Genomic DNA, 17,205 nt, shown 5'->3' on the forward strand with positions numbered 1-17,205 from the left:
GGGTACCGCCTTGGCGGAGGTGCCCGTTGGTCGTGCCCAGGAAGCCGTCCACCGAAGGGGCGGCGCTCGACGACGAGTGGACCCGGCACTGCCTGGAGGTGGCGAGCCGACGGGCGTTCGCGTGGGTCGTGCTCGGCGTGCTCGCGTTCGGCGCGCAACTGGCGCTGGTGTTCCTCACCGACGTCCCCGCAGACCTGCCGCTGGCGCTGCTCGGGTTCTCGGTGGTCGTCGTGGTGGTCGCCGCGACCCGCCGCCCGCCGCCCGCTCCCGTGCTGGCCGACCGGGAGTGGCAGTACGCGCGGGTGCACTGGCGGCACGGCCTGCTCGTCGTGCACGGGGCGCGGCCGGTGGTGCTGGACGTGAACGCCGGACCGCTGGCGCGCGGCCGGATCAGCCGGCACCGCCGGGCCTGGCTCGTCGCGCCCGACCGGTTCGGTGCCACGGTGGTGACGTTCCGGGGCGTCCCCCGGCTCTTCCCGGCCCGGGTCCGCCGGCGCTGAGGGCCGGTGCTGAGGGCGGGCGTCGGGGGCGGGCGGCGCGGTTGCGGCCGAACGGGTGTCGGCGGGTGAGAGTTTCGTCTCCGGGCGTTTTGGTGATCATTTTTCCGGCAAGCCCAGCCGGTGGCGACGACATCTGGTTGTGTGGGAGCGGTGGTGGGCGAGGAGTGGACGCAGCGGTGCCTGACCCGGGCGGATCGCCGCGCGGTCGGGTTCATCGCGATCTCGCTGCTGTCGTTCCTCGCGCTGTGGCTGGTGTCGCTGTGGATCGGGTCGCGGTGGGTGTTCGTGCTGATCCCGCTGTGCGTCGAGTTCGCGGTGCCGGGGCTGCGGCACTTCTTCAGCCGGCACGTGGTGCGGCGGCTGGTGACCGCGTTCCCGTGGCACCAGGAAGCGGTGTCCTTCGTGCCCGGCCGGGCGCGCGTGGGCCGGCAGGCGTACCTGGAGACCGCCGGGTCCGACCGGACCTTCCTGCGGCTGCCCGAGATGCCCGAGCGGGTGCGCGAGCAGGTGCGGCGCACCGGCAGCCTCTGGCTGGCCGGCCCCGACGAGCGCGGACGCGCCGCCGTGCTGACCCGGGGCACGCCGTTCGTCACCCTCGGCCGGGTGGTCATCCGCTGACCCCGGCCGACACCCGCTGACCGCGCCGGAGAGCCGTCGACCACTGCCGGAACCCGTTGAGCGCCAGGGAGATCCGCGCGGCGGTTCGGCGGTCGTGGGCGGTTGGGGGGGGTGCGGAGGGGTCAGCGGCCGACCGGGATGTCGTGCCGTTCCGCCCACTCCGCCACGTCCTCCTTGCGCAGCGCCGTCGCCAGCAGGTCCGGGAAGCGGTCCGGCGTGCACGCGAACGCCGGTGCTCCCAGCTCCGACAGCCGCGCCGCCAGTTCGTGGTCGTAGGCCGGGGTCCCGCTGTCCGACAGCGCCAGCAGCACCACCACCGTCACCCCGCTCTGCACCAGCTCGCGCACCCGCCGTTGCAGCTCGCGTGCCACCCCGCCCTCGTAGAGGTCGCTGATCAGCACCAGGACCGTGTCCGTCGGCCGGCGGACCAGCGACTGCCCGTAGGCGACCGCCCGGTTGATGTCCGTGCCGCCGCCGAGCTGCGTCGCGAACAGCAGGTCCACCGGGTCCCGCAGCTCCTCGGTCAGGTCGACCACCTCGGTGTCGAACACGACCAGCTTCGTGTCCACCGCCTTGAGCGACGCCAGGCTCGCGCCCAGCACCGCCGAGTAGACCACCGACTCGGCCATCGACCCCGACTGGTCCACCAGCAGGACCACGTCCTTGAGCGCCGCCGACCGGCTGCGGCGGGTGTGGCCGACCAGGTCCTGCACGACGACCGTGCGCTGGTCCGGTTGGTAGTGCCGGAGGTTCGCGCGGATCGTGCGCGACCAGTCGACGTCGGCCGGTCGCGGGCGACTCGTCCGCTTCGCGTGGTCGACCGCGCCGTGGACGGCCGCCAGGAGGCGGTCGGCGAGGCGGCGTTCGATGTCCTCCACGACCTTGCGCACCACCGCGCGGGCCGTCTCCCTGGTGCGCGACGGGATCGCCGAGGACAGCGACACCAGCGTGCCGACCAGGTGGACGTCCGGTTCGACGGCGGACAGCAGCTCCGGTTCGAGCAGCAGTTGCCGCAGGCCCAGCCGGTCCACCGCGTCGCGCTGCATCACCTGCACGACCGAGGACGGGAAGTACGTGCGGATGTCGCCGAGCCAGCGGTGCAGCACCGGGGACGAGCCGCCGAGCCCCGCGCTGCGCTTGCCGTTCGCGTCGGGGGCGTCGGTGGGCGCACCGCCGCCGTAGAGGCCGGTGAGGGCCGAGTCGCGGCGGCGGTCGTCCTCGCCGAGGGCGGACAGCTCGCCGGACGCCCCGCCGAGCAGGAGTCGCCAGCGGCGCAGGCGTTCGTCGGTCATGCGGGCTCCTGGTCGGTCGGCGCGGTCTCGTCGGGTCTCGTCAGGTCGGTGGGTCTGGTCGGGTCAGCGGGTCTCGTCGGGTCGGCGGGGTCTCGTCGGTCACCGGGTGGCGAGCAGGGCGCGGACGTGCGCGGCGAGCCGGACGGCCAGCTCCTCGTCCCAGTCCGCCGCGTCGTCGCCGGTCGTCGTGGTGCCCTTGACGCGGTCGCCCAGCATCCGGCGCTCTGCGGGCGTGAACTCCGCGACGGCGCGGCGCAGCAGCGGCAGCGCGGCCTCGAAGTCGGCGGCGGCCAGGCCGGACAGCCACCCGTCCACCACGCCGAACAGCCTCGGGTCGGCGGTCAGCAGGGCCGCCGACCCGCGCAGGAAGCCCGCCACGAACGCCGTCGCGCCGGCCGCCAGGGACACCGCGCGGTGCAGCCGCGCGGCCACCGCGTCCGAGTCGAGCGCGCCCGCCTCCCACAGCAGCCTGGTCGCCCGGCCAGTGGGCAGGCCGTGCGCGTCGGGCATCCCCACCAGCGCCTCCAGCGCCCGCCGCCAGCCCACCCGGTGCTCGTCGTCGGCGGCCAGCCGCACCGCGTCGTCGGCCGCGTCCACGGCCGACACGGCGCGCTCCGCCGTGTCGTCGTCCACGGAGCGGCAGGCGAGCGGCAGGCCCACCGCGCCCCGGGTCAGCAGGCCGTGCAGGGCGACGCGCAGCAGTTCCGGGTCGGTGCCCCGGACCGAGCCGTAGCGGACGGTGGTGGCGAGGTCGGGCAGCGCCGCCAGCAGCTCCAGGGCGTCGGTCGCCGCCGCCGCGCAGCGGTCCAGGGCGGTGCGCGCGGCCGTCACCGCCTGCTCCAGCTCGCAGCCGACGGCCCGGTTCAGCGCGTCGGCCGCGTCCACGACCCGGGTGGCGTCGGCCGCGCGGCGGACCAGCACCTGCCGCGCCGCCGACGCCACGGTGGTGCCGTGCCGGGCGGCGGTGGCCAGGGCCACCGCGAACTCCGGCTTCCAGTGCACCTGCCACGCCTCGGCGAACGTGCCGAGGGTCCGGGTGGTGTCGGGCGTGCCCCACGGGACGTCCAGGACCTCCAGCCGGCGCAGCAGCTTCGAGCGCTCCCGGTCGGTGTCCTTGCGCAGGTCGAGGCGGAGGTGCTTGGGGGTCGCGGCCATCGGCAGCCGCAGCCGCTTGGCCAGCCGGTTCAGGTCGGCGGCGAGCGGTGACGTGGGCACGTCCTCGCCGACCTCGCCGAGGCGCTCGCCGACCACCAGCCGGGCGTGCACCAGGTCCAGCGGCACCTGGTCGCCGTGGCAGAGCACGGCGCGCGCGGCCTCCAACACCTCGGACAGGCCGGGGGAGGGGCGACCGCGCATCGCGGCCAGGGCGTCGGCCAGCCGGACCGCCTCCACCGCGCTCGCGGTCGACGCGGGCAGGTCCTCGGCGCGCAGGACGGCACTCGCCCGCGAGAACCAGCGCGCCACCGCGTCGCCCTTCGGGGCGCACTCCCACAGGTGGGCGTACCAGCCCGGCGAGTCGACGCCCGCGCCGTAGCCGGACGCGGACGCCAGCTTGCCGTGGCTCCACGGCACCCACGTGCCGGAGACCTTCCGGCGCGGCAGGCCCTTCAGGACGGCGGCGTCGGCGGTGGCGGGCGGCAGCGCGGTGAGCGCGGGGACGTGCCACGCGCCGCACACGACGGCGACGGCTCCGGAGGTGTCCTTGAGCGCCCGGCGCAGGTTCTGCCGCATGGCGGCCTCGCGGCGCAGCGTCCGGGCGTCGACCTGGTCGGCGAACTCCTCGCGCAGCGCCCCCATCGCCTCCGCCACCGCCTCGGCCAGGTCCGCCGGGTCGGTGTGGTGCTCGACCACGTCCTCCCACCACCGCTCGGGGTCGTCGAACCCGGCCGCCGCCGCGAGCGTGCCCAACGGGTCGAGCGGAGCCCGCTCCCGCTCGAAGACCCCACCCGGCACCTCGCCCGCCGGCAGTCCGGTGGGCGACAACCCGTCCGCCGGCAGTCCGGTGGGCGGCAGATCGTCCCAAGGCAGCCCGTCCGGCGGCGGTGCGTCCGGCGGCAGCTCACCGGGTCCGCCTCCCGGCGGCCCGGCGGCTGCGGGGTCGTCGGCCAGGGACGCGGCGGCGGGCAGGTCGAAGAACCGCACCTCCGCGCCGTTGCGGTGCGCCCACACCAGCGCCCGCCACTCCGGGGAGAACTCGGCGAACGGCCAGAACGCCGCCCTCGACGGCTCGGACTCGTCGTGCAGCAGCAGCGCGACCGGCGGCACCAGGTCCGGCAGGTGCCGCAGCAGCGCGTCGCCCTCGGGCGGGCCCTCGACCAGGACCAGCTCCGGGCGCACGCGGTCCAGCGCCGACTCGACCATGCGGGCCGAGCCGGGCCCGTGGTGCCGGATGCCGAGCAGGGTCACCCGCGCCGGGAGGTCCCTGGCCATCAGCGCTCCCGGCACGCCCGGTAGAGGTCGCGCCAGTCGGCGCGCTCCTTGACCACGGCCTCCAGGTACTCCTGCCACGCGGCGGCGTCCGAGACGCGGTCCTTCACCACCGCGCCCAGCAGGCCGGACGCCAGCTCGTCGGCGGTGATCGTGCCGTCGCCGAAGTGGCCGGCCAGCGCCATGCCGCTGGTGACGACCGAGATCGCCTCGGCCGTGGACAGGCTGCCGCTGGGCTTCTTGAGCTGGGTGCGACCGTCCACTGTGGACCCCTCGCGCAGCTCGCGGAAGATCCGCACCACGCGGCGCACCTCGTCCAGGGCGGGCGGTGCGGCGGGCAGCTCCAGCGCCCGGCCGAGCTGGGCGGCGCGGGCCGAGACGATCCGCACCTCGTCGTCCTCCGTCGCGGGCGGGGGCAGCACGACCGTGTTGAACCGGCGGGCCAGCGCCGACGACATCTGGTTCACGCCCCGGTCGCGGTCGTTGGCGGTGGCGATCACCGTGAAACCGGGCACCGCCCGCACCTGGAGGCCCAGCTCCGGCACCGGCAGCGACTTCTCGGACAGGATCGTGATGAACGAGTCCTGCACCTCGGCGGGCATCCGGGTCAGCTCCTCGATCCGGGCCACCGCGCCCTCGCGCATCGCCGACATCACCGGGCTGGGCACGATCGCCGCCTCGCTCGGGCCCTCCGCGATCAGCCGGGCGTAGTTCCAGCCGTACCGGACCGCGTCCTCCCCGGTGCCCGCCGTGCCCTGCACCACCCTGGTCGAGTCGCCGCTCACCGCCGCCGCGATGTGCTCGGACAGCCACGACTTCGCGGTGCCCGGCACGCCCACCAGCAGCAGCGCGCGGTCGGTCACCAGGGTGCCGACGGCGATCTCCACCAGCCGGCGGTCGCCCACGTACTTGGGGCTGACCACCGTGCCGTCCGGCAACGTGCCGCCCAGCACGTACCGGACCACGGCCTGCGGCGACATGCGCCAGCGCGGCGGGCGCGGGCGGTCGTCCGCGCGGACCAGGGCGTCCAGCTCGGCGGCGTACTGCTGCTCCGCGGACGGGCGCAGCACGGTCTCGGTGGTCACGGCAGGGGTCCTTCCGGTCGGGTGGTGAAGGCGTCGCGGAGCTGCATCCGCAGGCGGAGCACGTCGAGGTCGGCGGTCTGCTCCGGCCACCGCTCGGTGATCCGGGCCCAGTGCGCGCCCAGCACCTCGGCGTCGCCCCGGGTGAGCAGCACCGCCGGCGGCCGGCCCGCCCGCCAGCGCGGGTCGCGCATCTCGGCGTAGCGGGCCAGCAGGTCCTCGGTCGCGGCCGGCGACCACGGCGCGGGCAGTTGCGAGCAGGCGTGGTCGAGCAGGTCGTAGTTCCACTTGCGGGACACCTCGGCGATGGTGCGCGCGGCCAGCTCGGCGGGCAGCGTCGCCAGCATCTCCAGCTGCTCCATGCCGGTCAGCGTCCGGGTCGCGGCGACCGCCCACGGCCCGGCTTCCACGGCCAGCCGCAACCGCTGGGCCACGCCGCGCAGCAGCGCCGACGCCCACGGGCCGCGCTCCAGCTCGCCGGCCGCGCCCGCGTCGTCGGTGCGCAGCCGGCTCGTCCAGTGGCCCGGCGGCACGCTCGCCGCCGCGCCCCGCAGCCGACCGGCCACGCCCGACTCCGAACCGTCCCGCAGCAGGTCGCGGGCCTCCTCCGGCCCCGGTTCCGGTTCGGTCCACAGCTCGTCGCTCTGCACGTCGAACCCGTCCGAGGTCAGCCACAGGCCCCGGTGCAGCCGCTCGGCGGCCCGGTCGGCGAGCGCGGACCCGGGCAGCCCGCGCAGCAGCCGCAGCGCCTCGTCGTGCACGCCGATCGCCCGGTCGTCCAGGGCCAGCTCCAGCAGCGGTTCGTCGGCCGCCGACAGCCCCGTCTCCAGCGCGGCGACCAGCGCCTGCCGGTCGGTCGCCCGGCGCTGCGCGGTGAACCGCCCGGCCAGGAACTCCCGGGTGCCGGCCGGGTCGGCGGCGCGGGCCCGGCGCAGCGCCGCCGTCCGCGCGGTGCCGGGCAGGTCCAGCGCGGCCTCCAGGTCGACCTCCTCGGTCGACCCGTCCACCGCCCACACCCAGGCCGGCCGCACGGTGGCCAACCACCGGCCGCGCGCGCCCAGCACCTTGCCGACCGCCTGGCGCAGCCCGGGGTGGCCGGTGCCCAGGCCGAGCAGGGCGGGCAGCTCGCGCGGGTGCGCGACCACCCCGCGCGCCGAGGCCAGGCCGCACCACTCGGTGAGCAGGATCTGGTCGTCCAGCGCGAGCACCTGCGCCAGCACGGACCGCGCGGGCCCCTCCGCCACCCGGTCGGCCGGCGCGGGCGCGACGCCCGTCGCTGTCCCGTCCGGCCCGGCGGCCCTGTCGTTCCCGGCGGCCCTGTCGAGCACGGCGGGCTCGTCGTGCCCGGTGGGTTCGTCCGGCCCGGTGGGTTCGTGCCCGGTGGGCTTGTGCCCAGCGGGTTCGTCCGGCCCGGTGGCCCTGTCGAGCCCTCCGGGCCCGGCGAGCAGCGCGGGACCGTCGAGCACGGCGGGCAGCCGGGCGGCGTGCGCGGCCACCCCCAGCGCGGCGCAGCGGTCCAGCAGCTCACCCGGCTCCACCCCGGCCCGGTGCGCGCCGACCAGCAGCGCCTGCACCGCGTCCTCCCACTCCGCCCGCACGCTCACCCGACGACCTCCGGCGCGCGGCCGGGCTCGGCGATCGCGCCCAGGCGCAGCTCACGGCCGTTCCACAGGCCCCACGCGTCGAACGGGCCGCCCGCCGTCAGGGCGATCGCCTGGTCCAGCGCCAGGTCGTCGCGCACCGGCAGGCCCCGGCCGGTCGCGTCGAGCAGGTGCGCGGTGTCCGCCGTCACCCGGACCCCGGCGCAGCCCAGCGGGTGCAGCCGCAGCCACGGGTCGGCCGCCAGGTCCTCCGCCAGGCCCACCAGCGCCTCCCGCCACCCAGGCGGTGCCGGCGGCGGCGCGACGGGCTCCTCGGCCACCACGTCGCCTACCGCGACCCTCCGCGACCCCGCGCCCGGGTACGGGTGCAGCACCGCGCGCACCCCGACGCCGTGCGCGAAGGGCGGGAGGGGGCGCGCGCCGCCGCCCGCGTGCCGGACGGCGACCACCCAGCCGTGCTCGGGGCCCCACACCCATTGCCGGACGGTCCGCACCAGGTCGTCGTCGGTCTCCAGCTTCAGCAGCGGCAGCCAGCAGCCCGACCACGACCCGCCGGCCCGCACCTCCTCCTCGGTGACCGAGAACCCCAGCCGGCGGCGCACCACGGCAACGTCCACCCCACCACCCGCCCCACCGCTGCCGCCCACGGCACCGGGCACACCGGCCACACCACCGACTGCACCGCCGGCCCCACCGGGCACGCCGGCCGCACCGTCCGCGTCGGCGAGCACGCCGTCCGCGCCGGCCAGCCGCACCAGCAGGTGCAGGCCGCCCAGCCGGTCCGCCGCCTCGTGCGCCCACGTCGGGCCGCCCGCCGCGACCGCCGACCGCAGCTCTTCCAGCGCCGAGGCCAGGCCCTTGGCCTGCGCGTCGACCATCCGCGCGCCGATCGCGTGCCACCACGCCGCGTCCCGCGCGGGCAGGCCGGCCACGCCCGCGCCCGCCACGTCGGCCAGCCAGTCCGCGAGCCCGGCGACGCCGCCGCGCACCGCCTCGACCCGGTTGCGCGCGGTCTTCTCCTTGGCGCGGGCCCGGCGCTGCTCGGCCTCCGGCGAGGTGTCCGGCGGCGCCGAGGCCCGCTGCGCCGCCTGCCGCCGCCGGTCGAGCCACTCCACGACCCAGTCCGGCGCGTCACCCGCCGGCAGCGGGTCGCGCACGTCGAGCAGTTGCAGCGCCAGGCCGTGCTTGCAGGGGAACTTGCGGGACGGGCACGAGCACTTGGCGGCCCGGTCGGGCAGGGCGACGCACACCCGGTACGGGGCCTGGCCGCTGCCCCGGCACAGGCCCCAGAGCGCCTCGGCGCTGCGGCCCGACCCGGACCAGCCCGAGGACCCGGCCAGCCGGGTGGCGCTGCTCGCCACCCGGCCGTCGGGTGCCTGGGCCAGAACCGCTTGTGCGTCCATGACCGCCGAAGGTAGCGGCGACCACCGACAAGAAGACGATCACCCCTGGTCGGGGCCCCTCCTCGCCCACGTCCAGGCGTAGCCGGGGTCCTCGGACGCCAGCGCCGCCTCGCCGAGTTCGAGCGGGCGGAACGTGTCGACCATGACGGCCGTCTCGTCGAAGAACTCCGCGCCCAGCGACGCCTCCACCGCACCAGGCTGCGGGCCGTGCGTGCAGCCCGACGGGTGCAGCGACAGCGAGCCGATGCCGATGCCGGACCCCTTGCGGGCCTCGTAGTTGCCGCCGACGTAGAACATCAGCTCGTCGGAGTCGACGTTCGCGTGGTTGTACGGCACGGGCACCGCGAGCGGGTGGTAGTCGACCTTGCGCGGCATGAACGAGCACACCACGAAGTTCGGGCCTTCGAACGTCTGGTGCACGGGCGGCGGCTGGTGCACGCGGCCGGTGATCGGCTCGAAGTCGCGGATGTGGAACACCCACGGGTACAGGCAGCCGTCCCAGCCGACGACGTCGAACGGGTGGTTGGCGTAGGTAAAGCGGGTCAGGCCCGCGCGATGGCGCACGAGCACCTCGACGTCCTCGCCGTCGACGAGCAGCGGCTCGACCGGGCCCCGGATGTCCCGCTCGCAGTACGGCGAGTGCTCCAGGAACTGGCCCTTGGCCGACAGGTAGCGCTTCGGCGGTCCGATGTGACCGGTGGCCTCCAACACGAGGATGTTCATCGGGTTGGCGGGCACGACGCGGTAGGTGCACGACGTCGGCAACACAACGTAATCGCCCTCGCCGACGGTCAGCGCGCCGTAGATCGTCTCCACGACACCGTCGCCGGACTGGACGTAGAGCAGCTCGTCGCCGGCCGCGTTGCGGTACAGCGGGCTCGGGGCGTTCGCGGCGACGAAGCCGATCGTCACGTCCGCGTTGCCGAACAGGCGGCGCCGGCCGGTGACCGCGTCCACCTCGCCCGACCAGGTCAGATCCTGCGTCTTGAAGGCGCGCGGCTTGAGCGGGAGGTTCGGCGTCAGCGGGCCGGCCGAGGCGGTGTCGACGGTTTCCGCGTTCACGATCGCGGTCGGCAGGTGGCGGTGGTAGAGCAGGGCCGAATCGGCCGAGAAGCCCTCGACCCCCATCAGCTCTTCCGCGTACAGCCCGCCTTCCGGTGTGCGGAACTGCGTGTGGCGCTTTCGGGGGATCTCACCCACCTGGCGGTAGTACGCCATCGTTCACTCCGGGCGTTCGATAGTCGGACATCTTTGTTCATTGACCGGTACGCCACTAGCGTGTCAGCCGTGTCAAGCGCCTTCGAACTCCGTGCGCCCGGTCCACGCGGCACTCCGCCCCTGCTCGCGCGGCTCGTCGACGACGCCGCGCTGTTCCCGCCGGGCAACGCGACCATGCCCGACGCCGTCCGCGGCCACCTCGACGCGCGGGTCGGCGAGTGGGCCGGCGCGGTGGGCCTGTTCCTGTGTCCCGCGTCACGTCTGGCCGAGCTGATCACCGAGCTGATCAAGGTCAAGCCGGTGAAGCCCATCGCCCTGTCCCTCATCATCGACACCGGGTTGGGCGGTGTGCCCAAGGCGGTGTCGATCGTGGAGTCGCGCAGCGAGCTGCTCGCGCTGCGCATGGTCGAGATGCCCGCCCCGTCCGACGTCGACGAGGTGTGGCTCGAACGCGTCTCCGAGTTCGTGCCCGAGGACGTCATCCGCGTCGTGGAGCCCCGCCGGGGCGCCCCCGAGTGGCTCGACGGCGTGCGCCGCGTCATCGAGCACGGCAGCTGGCCCAAGCTGCGCTGCGGAGGTCTCTCCCGGGAGAACTTCCCCAGCGTGGACGAGGTCGCCGACTTCCTGTCGGTGGTCTCGGCGGGCGGTGTCGCGTTCAAGGCCACCGCCGGGCTGCACCACGCCGTCCGGTACACCGACGAGAAGACCGGGTTCACCCACCACGGGTTCCTGAACCTCCTCGTGGCCACCGCGCGCGCCCTCTCGGGCGGTGACGTGCGCGCCGCGCTCTCGTCGTCGGACAAGGAAGCGCTGGCCGCCGAGGCCAACGGGCTGTCCGACCAGGCCGCGCACGCCGTGCGCGGGGTGTTCGCCTCCTACGGCTCGTGCTCCCTGGACGAGCCCATCACCGACCTCGAAGAACTGGGCCTCCTGTGACCTGGATCGAAGACCCGGCTTTCGTCGCCGACGCGCCCTTCGGGCCGCAGACCCTCCCTTACGGCGTCCTGGGCGACGACGGCATCGCGGTGCGCGTGGGCGACCGGGCGTTGCCGCTGCGCCCCATCGCCGACCACTTCGGGGCGCTGGCCCCGCTCGTGGCGGCAGGCGATCTGAACCCCCTGCTGGCCGCAGGGCGGCCCGCGTGGAGCGAACTGCGGGCGCGGCTCCTGGAACTCGTCACGGCGTCCTCAGCGCCGCGTGGGGCCGTCCTGGCGGCCCTGGGCGGCGAGGTGCTGCCGTTCCAGGTCGCGGACTACGTCGACTTCTACTCGTCGCGGCACCACGCCGAGAACGTCGGCCGGATCTTCCGGCCCGACGGCGAGCCGCTGCTGCCCAACTGGACCCACATCCCCATCGGCTACCACGGCCGGGCCGGGACGGTCGTCGTCTCCGGCACCCCGGTCGTCCGGCCGCACGGGCAGCGCAAGACGCCCGACGGACCGGTGTTCGGGCCGTCCCAGCGGCTCGACATCGAGGCTGAGGTCGGGTTCGTGTGCGGCGGTCCGGTGGCGTCGCGGCTGACCCCGTCCCAGGCCGTCGACCACGTGTTCGGCGTGGCCCTGGTCAACGACTGGTCCGCGCGCGACATCCAGGCGTGGGAGTACCAGCCGCTGGGGCCGTTCCTGGGCAAGTCGTTCGCCACGTCCGTCTCCGCCTGGATCACGCCGCTGGAGGCGTTCGCGGTCGCCCGCGTGACACCGCCGCCGCTGGGCAACGACGTGCTGCCCTACCTGGCCGAGGAGCGCCCGTGGGGCCTGGACGTCCGGATCGAGGTCGAGTGGAACGGGGTGCTGGTCGCCAAGCCGCCGTTCCGCGAGATGTCGTGGACCTTCGCGCAGCAGCTCGCGCACCTCTCGGCGAACGGCGCTACCGTTCGACCGGGCGACTTGATCGCGTCGGGCACCGTCTCCGGTCCCTCCCGTGACGAGCGCGGCTCCTTCCTGGAGCTGAGCTGGGGCGGGAAGGAACAGGTCGACGTCGACGGCGGCCGGACGTTCCTGGAGGACGGCGACACGGTGCGGATCACCGCGACGGCCCCCGGCGAACACGGCTCGCTGGTCGGCCTGGCCGAGGTGGTCGGCACGATCGCGCCCGCCGACGCGGAAAGGTAGGGGCGACCGGTGGCCAGACCCGACCCGCGCGGCCGACTGCCCGTGCCCGCCGGGTCCAAGGAGAGCTCCCTGACCCTGGAGCGGGGCCTCGCCCTGCTCCAGGCGGTGGCCGACGCCGAGTCGGAGGCCCCGTCGATCAGCGAGCTGGCCGCCGCCATCGGCGCGTCCCGGGCGGCGGTCTACCGCCTGCTGGTGCCGTTGCAGTCCCGGGGGCTGGTGCGGCGCGAGGGCTCGAAGGTGCGGCTCGGCCTGGGCGTGCTGCGGCTGGCGTCCAACGTGCTGCCGCAGCTCCGGCTGGCCGCGCAGCCCGCCCTGCGGACGCTGGCCGAGCACGTGGGCGCGACCTCGCACCTGACCGTCGCGGACGGCACCGAGGCCCAGGCGGTCGCCGTGGTGGAGCCGTCCTGGACGGCGTACCACGTGGCCTACCGGGTCGGCTCGCGCCACCCGGTGCACCGGGGCGCGGCCGGGAAGGCGATCGGCCTGTCGGTCGAGGGCCGCCAGTGGGTGCACTCCACCGGCGAGCTCCAGCCGGGCGCGTTCGGGGTGGCCGCCCCGGTCCGGGGCGTCCCCGGGCTGCGGGCCAGCGTGGGCGTGGTGGCCCTGGAGAAGCTGGACGGCGACCTGGTGGGCCCGCAGGTCGTGCGCGCGGCCCAGGAGGTCGCCGACGCCCTGCGGTAGGCGCGGTCCGGACCGGTCGGCCGCGCCGGACCGGCCGGCCCGTGCGGTCGACCGCGCGTGCCCGCCGCCTCGCGGGTGGTCAGCCGGCGATCGCCTGCCACGCCGCGACCACGGCGAACACCGCGAAGATGGTCCCGCTGACCCCCTGGATCAGGTGGGTGGGGATGCGGCCGGCGATCTTGCGGCCCACCAGGACCGCGATCCCGGCGACCACGACCAGCGCCAGGAACGAGCCGACGCCGACGAACACCGGGGCGCCGTAGCGGGCCGACAGGGCCGCCGTGGCGAGCTGCGAGGCGTCACCCCACTCGGCCGCGAACAGCACCCCGAACGACGTCAGCGCCGCCCGCCGGAACGACACCGCGCCGCTCCCCGCCGATTCCGACTCCTCCTCGTCGCCACCGCCGAAGCTCTCCTTGAGCAGCAGGAACGCGCCCACGCCGAACAGCGCCGCCACCACCCCGGCGACCAGCCGGTCGGGCAGCAGCGTGAGCACGCCGCCGAACGTCGCGGCCACCACGCACTGGACCGCGAACGCGACGGTGACCCCGACGAACACGGGCCAGGCCCGGTACCGGGTGGTCAGGACGAGGGTGGCCACCATCGTCTTGTCCGGCAGTTCGGCGAGGAAGATGACGCCGAACGCCGTAGCGAGCGCGATGAGTTCCGGTGCCACGGGTACCTCCACGTCCGGTGGAACCCGGACGGAGGCAGCACGACCCCGACCGGGCGTCGTGCACTGCCCGGCCGGAGGTCTCGTTCGCCCGTCGTGAAGACGGGTGAGGGACCGGATCCGCTCGAAGGCGGATCAGTATGTCGATCACCTCGCCGGACCGCTCGCACAGACGCGGTCGCGGGAACTACTCCCCTCTGGCACCACCCATGGTAGTCGACGCGCACCCGGGGTTCGACGTGACGCCGACCGCACCGCCTGCCGTCTCCACCGCCGGCCGCACCGCTGACCGCATCGCCGGCCGTCTCCACCGCCGGCCGCACCGCCGGTCGTCCGCACCGCCGGCCGTCCGCGACGCCGCCCCGCTGCGCTCGCGCCGGTCCCTGCCGGTGCCTGCGCCGTGCTACCCGCCGGGGGACCTTGGTCCCGGTCGTCACGGGACCGTCGTACCTGAGCGGGGGCCGGCCGCCGCCCTACCGTCGTGGCGTGGACGTTCTCGACCTGGCGCGGTGGCAGTTCGGCATCACCACCGTCTACCACTTCCTGATGGTGCCGCTGACGATCGGCCTGTCGCTGCTGGTCGCCGGGATGCAGACGGCCTGGGTGCGCACGGGTGACCGCAAGTACCTGGCGATGACCAAGTTCTGGGGCAAGCTGCTGCTGATCAACTTCGCCATGGGCGTGGTGACCGGCATCGTGCAGGAGTTCCAGTTCGGCATGACCTGGAGCGCCTACTCGCGGTTCGTCGGCGACGTGTTCGGTGCGCCGCTGGCGATGGAGGGCCTGGTCGCGTTCTTCGTCGAGTCGACCTTCCTCGGCCTGTGGATCTTCGGCTGGGACCGGTTGCCGCGCAAGGTGCACCTCGCCTGCGCGTGGGCGTTCTCGCTGGCCACCATCGCGTCGGCGTACTTCATCCTGGCCGCGAACTCGTGGATGCAGCACCCGGTGGGCGCGGAGCTGGTCGACGGGCGGGCGCGGCTGACGTCGATCTGGGCGGTGCTGGGCAACAACACCGTGCTCGCCGCCTTCCCGCACACCATCTTCGGCGCGTTCGCGGTGGCCGCCGCGTTCCTGGTCGGCATCGCCGCGTGGCACCTGTGGCGCAGGTCGGCCGACGAGCCGGTGTGGCGGTCGTCGGTGAAGCTCGGCACGTGGGTCGGCGTGGTGGCGTTCGCCGGGCTGGCGATCACCGGCGACTTCCAGGGCAAGCTGATGTTCGAGCAGCAGCCGATGAAGATGGCCGCCGCCGAGGCCCTGTGCCACACCGAGTCGCCCGCGTCGTTCTCGGTGTTCGCCATCGGCGACGTGACCCGGCCGGACTGCGAGAACGTCAAGAGCGTGACCGTGCCCGCGCTGCTGTCGTTCCTGGCGCACAACGACTTCACCACCGAGGTGAAGGGCATCGAGGACCTGGTGCCGCTGTACCAGGAGAAGTACGGCGCGAACTACCCGGTGGACGACCGGCTGGGCGAGCTGTCGGGGCAGCCGATCGACTACGTGCCCGACCTCGTCGTCACCTACTGGGGCTTCCGCCTGATGATCGGCTTCGGCGCGATCTCGGCGGCGACCGGGCTGCTGGTGCTGTGGCTGATCCGGCGCGGCCGGCCGGTGCCGGGCGCGCGGTGGTTCCGGTGGCTGGCGCTGGGCAGCATCGCCACCCCGTTCCTGGGCAACAGCTTCGGCTGGATCTTCACCGAGATGGGCCGCCAGCCGTTCGTGGTGGTACCCAACCCGACCGGGGTGGACGGGGTGTGGATGTTCACCGCCCGAGCCGTCTCGAACTCGACCGTCGGCGAGGTGCTGACCTCGCTGATCGCCCTGACGACCGTGTACGGCGTGCTGGCGTGCGTCGAGGTGTTCCTGATCCGCAGGTACGTGCGCGGCGGCGTCGCGGGCGTGCTGCCGGGCGACGGACCCGACGACGGACCCGACGACGGACCCGGTGGCGGGACCGGCGGGGCGGACAAGAAGAGCGACGACGGCGTGCTGTCGTTCGCGTACTGAGGGGGAGCCGTGGAGACGTTCTGGTTCTGCGTGATCGCCCTGCTGTGGCTGGGCTACCTGTTCCTGGAGGGCTTCGACTTCGGCGTCGGGATGCTGCTGCCGGTGCTCGGCCGCGACGAGACCGAGCGGCGCGTGCTGATCAACACCATCGGCCCGGTGTGGGACGGGAACGAGGTCTGGCTGCTCGTCGCGGGCGGTGCGACGTTCGCCGCGTTCCCCGGCTGGTACGCGTCGCTGTTCAGCGCGACCTACATCCCGCTGGTGCTGTTCCTGCTGGCGCTGATCGGGCGCGGCGTGGCGTTCGAGTACCGGGGCAAGGTCGACTCGGCGCGGTGGCGGCGGGTCTGGGACGTGGTGATCTTCACGGGGTCGTGGGTGGCCGCGCTGGGCGTCGGCCTGGTGCTCACCGCCACCGTCTTCGGCCTGCCGCTGGACGCCGCCGGCGACCGCGTCGGGTCGCCGTTCGCCGCCATCACCTGGGAGACCCTGCTGGGCGCGCTCGCCGTCGCCGGCTACGCCCTGGTGCACGGCGCGGTGTTCCTGTCGCTCAAGACCGAGGGCGAGGTGCGCGAGCGGGCCCGGTCGATCGCGCTCAAGGTCGCCCCGGTCGCGCTGCTGCCGCTGGTGGTCCTGCTGCTGGTGGTGCAGATCCGGTTCGGCTCGGTCGGCACCTACGCGGCGGCGATCGTGGTGGCGCTGGCGGCGTTCGGCGCGTTGGCCAGGCTGGCGCTGCGGCGCGAGGGCCAGGCGTTCGCGCTGATGGGCGTCGCGGTGGCGGCGGCGGTGGTGGCGCTGTTCGGCGCGCTGTACCCGAACGTCCTGCCGTCCACTCTGGACCCGGCGTTCTCGCTGACGGTGGGGAACACGGCGTCGAGCCCGTACACGTTGACCGTGATGACGTGGGTGGCCGCGTTCGGGACACCGGCCGTGCTGGTCTACCAGGGGTGGACGTACTGGGTGTTCCGCAAGCGGATCGGCACCCGGCACATCCCGAAGGTGCACGTGCCCTAGTCGGTGGGCGGCACCCAGTTGCCGTCCTCCACCTCGCGGATCAGGAACGTCCCGTCGTCGGGGTCGACCACGGCGGTGAGCAGCCGCCCCCGCCGGAAGCCGCTGTCCATCGCGCACCTGTACTCGGCCCGGAACGGCGGGACGTCCGGCCCGCTGATCAGCAGCACCATCTCCACGTGCTCGACCTCGCCGCCGTCGCCGCGCGCGCTCAGGATCTCGGCGGTGGCGGGCAGGCCGACCTCGTCCAGCCGCAGCAGCCGCCGGCGGGTCCTGGTCGTGCCGCGCCACACGCCGATGCCCAGCGGGGTCAGCAGCAGCGCCAGCACCGAGCCGACGACCATCTGCGCCGACCACAGCCCGTCCTCCGCGTAGCCGAACCAGGCGGTGATCGGGCCGGCCAGCGCGAACGCGAGGCTGACCAACCGCCACCCGATGTTCGGCCCGCGACCGACACCGACCACGTCCACCACCCCGTCGCCCATGCGGGGATGGTAGGGAACGACCTCCCCGTCGGTGATCGGAATTCCGCACCCGCCGGGTTCGTGTGCTGCCGGGTCGCGCCCGGACGGCGCAGCGGCCGACGG

General features: G+C 74.8%; 15 protein-coding genes. 7 read left to right on the forward strand and 8 right to left on the reverse strand.

The genetic code is table 11. The features are described 5' to 3' along the window. The first annotated feature begins 32 nt into the window (after window positions 1-32). Together AB0I60_RS11285 and AB0I60_RS11290 are read left to right on the forward strand one after the other, a co-directional pair. Window positions 33-500, forward strand: a complete 468-nt coding sequence (locus AB0I60_RS11285; protein WP_360727872.1) for a hypothetical protein — start codon at window positions 33-35, stop codon at window positions 498-500. A 153-nt stretch (window positions 501-653) separates the two neighbouring features. Beyond that, window positions 654-1,118 carry a hypothetical protein gene (locus AB0I60_RS11290; RefSeq protein ID WP_360727875.1) on the forward strand — a complete coding sequence of 155 codons (465 nt, stop codon included), beginning with the start codon at window positions 654-656 and terminating at the stop codon, window positions 1,116-1,118. A gap of 122 nt (window positions 1,119-1,240) precedes the next feature. On the opposite strand, the gene AB0I60_RS11295 is transcribed toward AB0I60_RS11290, so the two are convergent. The 6 genes from AB0I60_RS11295 to AB0I60_RS11320 form a co-directional block, all read right to left on the reverse strand. Continuing rightward, window positions 1,241-2,410 carry a VWA domain-containing protein gene (locus AB0I60_RS11295; RefSeq protein WP_360727878.1) on the reverse strand — a complete coding sequence of 390 codons (1,170 nt, stop codon included), beginning with the start codon at window positions 2,408-2,410 and terminating at the stop codon, window positions 1,241-1,243. Window positions 2,411-2,509: 99 nt separating this feature from the next. After that, window positions 2,510-4,840 (reverse strand): DUF5682 family protein, encoded by a 2,331-nt coding sequence (locus tag AB0I60_RS11300; RefSeq protein ID WP_360727880.1) that lies wholly within the window; start codon window positions 4,838-4,840, stop codon window positions 2,510-2,512. Further along, window positions 4,840-5,922, reverse strand: coding sequence for an AAA family ATPase (locus AB0I60_RS11305; RefSeq protein WP_360727883.1), 1,083 nt, complete (start codon window positions 5,920-5,922; stop codon window positions 4,840-4,842). The genes AB0I60_RS11300 and AB0I60_RS11305 overlap by 1 nt, the downstream gene beginning before the upstream one ends. Beyond that, a complete protein-coding gene (locus tag AB0I60_RS11310) occupies window positions 5,919-7,523 on the reverse strand; it encodes a DUF5691 domain-containing protein (RefSeq protein ID WP_360727886.1) in 1,605 nt (534 codons plus the stop codon). The genes AB0I60_RS11305 and AB0I60_RS11310 overlap by 4 nt, the downstream gene beginning before the upstream one ends. Further along, on the reverse strand, window positions 7,520-8,923 hold the full coding sequence (locus AB0I60_RS11315) for an SWIM zinc finger family protein (RefSeq protein WP_360727889.1): 1,404 nt from the start codon (window positions 8,921-8,923) through the stop codon (window positions 7,520-7,522). Before AB0I60_RS11315 ends, AB0I60_RS11310 begins: the two co-directional genes overlap by 4 nt. Before the next feature lie 39 nt (window positions 8,924-8,962). Next, window positions 8,963-10,141: a homogentisate 1,2-dioxygenase gene (locus AB0I60_RS11320; RefSeq protein WP_360727891.1), complete on the reverse strand. Its 1,179-nt coding sequence runs from the start codon at window positions 10,139-10,141 to the stop codon at window positions 8,963-8,965. A 69-nt stretch (window positions 10,142-10,210) separates the two neighbouring features. Between AB0I60_RS11320 and AB0I60_RS11325 the strand changes: the two genes are divergently transcribed. Genes AB0I60_RS11325 through AB0I60_RS11335 form a run of 3 tightly spaced genes read left to right on the forward strand, consistent with a single transcriptional unit; the run spans window position 10,211 to window position 12,933 of the window. Continuing rightward, window positions 10,211-11,077, forward strand: a complete 867-nt coding sequence (locus tag AB0I60_RS11325) for a hypothetical protein (protein ID WP_360727894.1) — start codon at window positions 10,211-10,213, stop codon at window positions 11,075-11,077. After that, the gene (locus AB0I60_RS11330) at window positions 11,074-12,252 is read left to right on the forward strand and encodes a fumarylacetoacetate hydrolase family protein (RefSeq protein ID WP_360727896.1); all 1,179 of its coding nucleotides are present in this window, start codon (window positions 11,074-11,076) and stop codon (window positions 12,250-12,252) included. The genes AB0I60_RS11325 and AB0I60_RS11330 overlap by 4 nt, the downstream gene beginning before the upstream one ends. A 9-nt stretch (window positions 12,253-12,261) precedes the next feature. Beyond that, window positions 12,262-12,933 carry a helix-turn-helix domain-containing protein gene (locus AB0I60_RS11335; RefSeq protein ID WP_360727900.1) on the forward strand — a complete coding sequence of 224 codons (672 nt, stop codon included), beginning with the start codon at window positions 12,262-12,264 and terminating at the stop codon, window positions 12,931-12,933. Window positions 12,934-13,012: 79 nt separating this feature from the next. On the opposite strand, the gene AB0I60_RS11340 is transcribed toward AB0I60_RS11335, so the two are convergent. Beyond that, window positions 13,013-13,609 (reverse strand): TMEM165/GDT1 family protein, encoded by a 597-nt coding sequence (locus AB0I60_RS11340; protein ID WP_360727901.1) that lies wholly within the window; start codon window positions 13,607-13,609, stop codon window positions 13,013-13,015. A gap of 483 nt (window positions 13,610-14,092) precedes the next feature. Between AB0I60_RS11340 and AB0I60_RS11345 the strand changes: the two genes are divergently transcribed. Together AB0I60_RS11345 and cydB are read left to right on the forward strand one after the other, a co-directional pair. Then, window positions 14,093-15,610 carry a cytochrome ubiquinol oxidase subunit I gene (locus AB0I60_RS11345; RefSeq protein WP_360727904.1) on the forward strand — a complete coding sequence of 506 codons (1,518 nt, stop codon included), beginning with the start codon at window positions 14,093-14,095 and terminating at the stop codon, window positions 15,608-15,610. A 9-nt stretch (window positions 15,611-15,619) separates the two neighbouring features. Then, entirely contained in the window at window positions 15,620-16,621 is a 1,002-nt protein-coding gene (cydB, locus tag AB0I60_RS11350; protein ID WP_360727907.1) for a cytochrome d ubiquinol oxidase subunit II, read from the forward strand. Here cydB and AB0I60_RS11355 read toward each other — a convergent pair. Then, the gene (locus tag AB0I60_RS11355; RefSeq protein WP_360727909.1) at window positions 16,618-17,103 is read right to left on the reverse strand and encodes a hypothetical protein; all 486 of its coding nucleotides are present in this window, start codon (window positions 17,101-17,103) and stop codon (window positions 16,618-16,620) included. The genes cydB and AB0I60_RS11355 overlap by 4 nt on opposite strands. Window positions 17,104-17,205: the final 102 nt, after the last annotated feature.

The organism is Actinosynnema sp. NPDC050436, assembly GCF_040655415.1.
In the GTDB taxonomy this organism is placed as follows: Bacteria; Actinomycetota; Actinomycetes; order Mycobacteriales; family Pseudonocardiaceae; genus Actinosynnema.

Coding starts and splice junctions, on each gene's coding strand:
- AB0I60_RS11295 (WP_360727878.1), bottom strand. CDS start 2,410: ATGACCGACGAACGCCTGCGCCGCTGGCGACTCCTGCTCGGCGGGGCG.
- AB0I60_RS11300 (WP_360727880.1), bottom strand. CDS start 4,840: ATGGCCAGGGACCTCCCGGCGCGGGTGACCCTGCTCGGCATCCGGCAC.
- AB0I60_RS11315 (WP_360727889.1), bottom strand. CDS start 8,923: ATGGACGCACAAGCGGTTCTGGCCCAGGCACCCGACGGCCGGGTGGCG.
- AB0I60_RS11320 (WP_360727891.1), bottom strand. CDS start 10,141: ATGGCGTACTACCGCCAGGTGGGTGAGATCCCCCGAAAGCGCCACACG.
- AB0I60_RS11355 (WP_360727909.1), bottom strand. CDS start 17,103: ATGGGCGACGGGGTGGTGGACGTGGTCGGTGTCGGTCGCGGGCCGAAC.